The organism is Rhodovulum viride (genome assembly GCF_003265965.1).
GTDB lineage: Bacteria > Pseudomonadota > Alphaproteobacteria > Rhodobacterales > Rhodobacteraceae > Rhodovulum > Rhodovulum kholense.
In genome coordinates this window covers 2,501-5,886 of record NZ_MUAV01000055.1, presented here as the reverse complement: position 1 = coordinate 5,886, position 3,386 = coordinate 2,501, and the positions used below count along the sequence as shown (strand labels likewise).

Sequence of the window (3,386 nt, the reverse complement as noted above, 5' to 3'; positions counted from 1 at the left end):
TGGTTGCGGGGGTAGGATTTGAACCTACGACCTTCAGGTTATGAGCCTGACGAGCTACCGGGCTGCTCCACCCCGCGCCAAGGTGTATGGCGCTGGAACGGTGTTCCTTATGCGCCGGGACCGTCCCATATTTGAAGGAAGAGGGGACGGAACATCGTAATGAGAGTTATATGGCTCTTTCTAGGTTTGGCGGCGACCTACTCTCCCACGTCTTGAGACGCAGTACCATCGGCGCGACGGCACTTAACGGCCGGGTTCGGAATGGAGCCGGGTGTTTTGCTCGTGCTATGACCACCAAACCGAGGAAGAGCCATTCTCCAAGTCGCGTACACTGGGATGTGTTGCTGATGACCAGCATAGCTTGGCTATTACTGGATCAAATCAAGCCTATCGGACAATTAGTACCGGTCAACTGAACGCATTGCTGCGCTTACATCTCCGGCCTATCGACGTGGTGGTCTACCACGGTCCTCAGGGATACCTTGTTTTGAGGGGGGCTTCCCGCTTAGATGCCTTCAGCGGTTATCCTGTCCGATCATAGCTACCCAGCACTGCCGTTGGCACGACAACTGGTCCACCAGTGGATCGTTCACCCCGGTCCTCTCGTACTAGGGGCAACTCCTCTCAAGTATCCTACACCCACGGAAGATAGGGACCGAACTGTCTCACGACGTTCTAAACCCAGCTCACGTACCTCTTTAAATGGCGAACAGCCATACCCTTGGGACCTGCTCCAGCCCCAGGATGAGATGAGCCGACATCGAGGTGCCAAACACTGCCGTCGATATGGACTCTTGGGCAGTATCAGCCTGTTATCCCCGGCGTACCTTTTATCCGTTGAGCGATGGCCCTTCCACTCGGGACCACCGGATCACTATGGCCGACTTTCGTCTCTGCTCGACTTGTCAGTCTTGCAGTCAGGCTGGCTTTTGCCATTGCACTCAACGAGCGATTTCCGACCGCTCTGAGCCAACCTTCGCGCGCCTCCGTTACTATTTGGGAGGCGACCGCCCCAGTCAAACTACCCGCCACACAGGGTCCCGGATCCGGATAACGGACCGCGGTTAGACATCAAGCAGGAGAAGGGTGGTATCTCAAGGGAGGCTCCACCAGAACTGGCGTCCTGGTTTCAAAGCCTACCACCTATCCTGCACATCGCATGCCTGATGCCAGTGTGAAGCTGTAGTGAAGGTGCACGGGGTCTTTCCGTCTAACCGCGGGAAGCCTGCATCTTGACAGGCAATTCAATTTCGCTGAGTCGATGTTGGAGACAGCGGGGAAGTCGTTACGCCATTCGTGCAGGTCGGAACTTACCCGACAAGGAATTTCGCTACCTTAGGACCGTTATAGTTACGGCCGCCGTTTACCGGGGCTTCAATTCGGAGCTTTCACCCCTCCTTTTAACCTTCCGGCACCGGGCAGGCGTCAGACCCTATACGTCGTCTTGCGACTTCGCAGAGCCCTGTGTTTTTAGTAAACAGTCGCCACCCCCTAGTTTGTGCCCCCGGCCCATGGTTGCCCACGAACCGGGCCTCCTTCTCGCGAACTTACGGAGGCATTTTGCCGAGTTCCTTCAACATCGTTCTCTCAAGCGCCTTGGTATGCTCTACCAGTCCACCTGTGTCGGTTTAGGGTACGGTCTGATGGAGGGCTATTTCCAGGAACCGCTCAGCAGCAAGACCAATCCGATAAGGCCTCACTACACCTGCGATCCGTCACATCCTCCTGGCCCACGAATATTAACGTGGTTCCCATCGGCTACGCTTTTCAGCCTCGCCTTAGGGGCCGGCTTACCCTGCTCAGATTAGCTTTAAGCAGGAACCCTTGGACTTTCGGCGGGAGGGTCTCTCACCCTCCTTGTCGCTACTCATGTCATCATTCTCGCTAGTGATCGCTCCACCGGTGCCTCACAGCCCGGCTTCACAGCAAACACCTTATCCTGCGCTATCGCTTCGCTACTTGACGCCAAAGGCGTCCGTTCAGCGATGCGATAGAAGAGGACAGGTGTTTTTTCACACTACGCTCCGCTACCACTGCATGTGCAGTCCTAAGCTTCGGCTCGTGGCTTGAGCCCCGTTACATCTTCGCCGCAGGACAACTTATTTAGACCAGTGAGCTGTTACGCTATCTTTAAAGGATGGCTGCTTCTAAGCCAACCTCCTGGTTGTTTTGGTCGTCCCACCTGCTTTCCCACTTAGCCACGAATTGGGGGCCTTAGCTGTAGGTCAGGGTTGTTTCCCTCTCCACGACGGACGTTAGCACCCGCCGTGTGTCTGCCATCTAGTACTCCCGGGTATTCGGAGTTTGGTTAGGATCAGTAAGCCTGTGGGGCCCCATTACCCATCCAGTGCTCTACCCCCCGGGGTATTCGGATGACGCGCTACCTAAATAGCTTTCGCGGAGAACCAGCTATCTCCGAGTTTGATTGGCCTTTCACCCCTAGGCACAACTCATCCCGACCTTTTTCAACAGGTGTGGGTTCGGACCTCCAGTTGGTGTTACCCAACCTTCATCCTGGTCATGCCTAGATCACTCGGTTTCGGGTCTGATCCCACGAACTCGACGCCCATTTAAGACTCGCTTTCGCTGCGCCTACACCTATCGGCTTAAGCTTGCACGTGAGACCAAGTCGATGACCCATTATACAAAAGGTACGCCGTCAGCTCTCGAGGAGCCTCCGACTGCTTGTAGGCGTTCGGTTTCAGGTACTGTTTCACTCCCCTCGTCGGGGTGCTTTTCACCTTTCCCTCACGGTACTGGTTCGCTATCGGTCAGCAAGGAGTACTTAGCCTTCGAGGGTGGTCCCCCGATCTTCAGACAGGATTTCACGTGTCCCGCCCTACTTAATGCGTCCGATCATGCTTCCCATACGGGACTGTCACCCACTATGGTCAGTCTTTCCAGACTGTTCTGGTCACATTCACGGCTCGGCTGGTCCCCGTTCGCTCGCCACTACTAGGGGAGTATCTGTTGATTTCCTTTCCTCCGGGTACTTAGATGTTTCAGTTCCCCGGGTTCGCTCTTGAAACCCTATATATTCAGGTCTCAAGTACCTGTTTCAGCCGATTATAGGCTGCCCGAAGGCAATTATAATCAACTGTCAGGTGGGTTGCCCCATTCGGAGATCCTGGGATCAAAGCCTATTACCGGCTCCCCCAAGCTTATCGCAGGTTATCACGTCCTTCATCGCCTCTTGCTGCCAAGGCATCCACCAAACGCCCTTATCGCGCTTGATTTGATCCAGAAAAAGACAAGCTCTTCTTCCGATCAAAAGCAACATTTCCCGCTCCGGCGCTGGTTCACACCGGAACATGTTGGTTAGTGTACTTGACTTGGATGATATCACTTGCCGGGCGAACCGGCTGTCAGACCCCCACTCGGGCCGG

The 3,386-nt window shown here is 55.0% G+C and carries 1 tRNA gene and 2 rRNA genes; all 3 read right to left on the bottom strand.

The annotated features are described in order from the left end of the window. Positions 1-77, bottom strand: a tRNA-Met gene (locus BYZ73_RS20480). A gap of 107 nt (positions 78-184) precedes the next feature. Beyond that, positions 185-299, bottom strand: a 5S ribosomal RNA gene (gene rrf, locus BYZ73_RS20475). 78 nt (positions 300-377) lie between these two features. Continuing rightward, positions 378-3,236 (bottom strand): 23S ribosomal RNA (locus BYZ73_RS20470). Between the last annotated feature and the right edge of the window lie 150 nt (positions 3,237-3,386).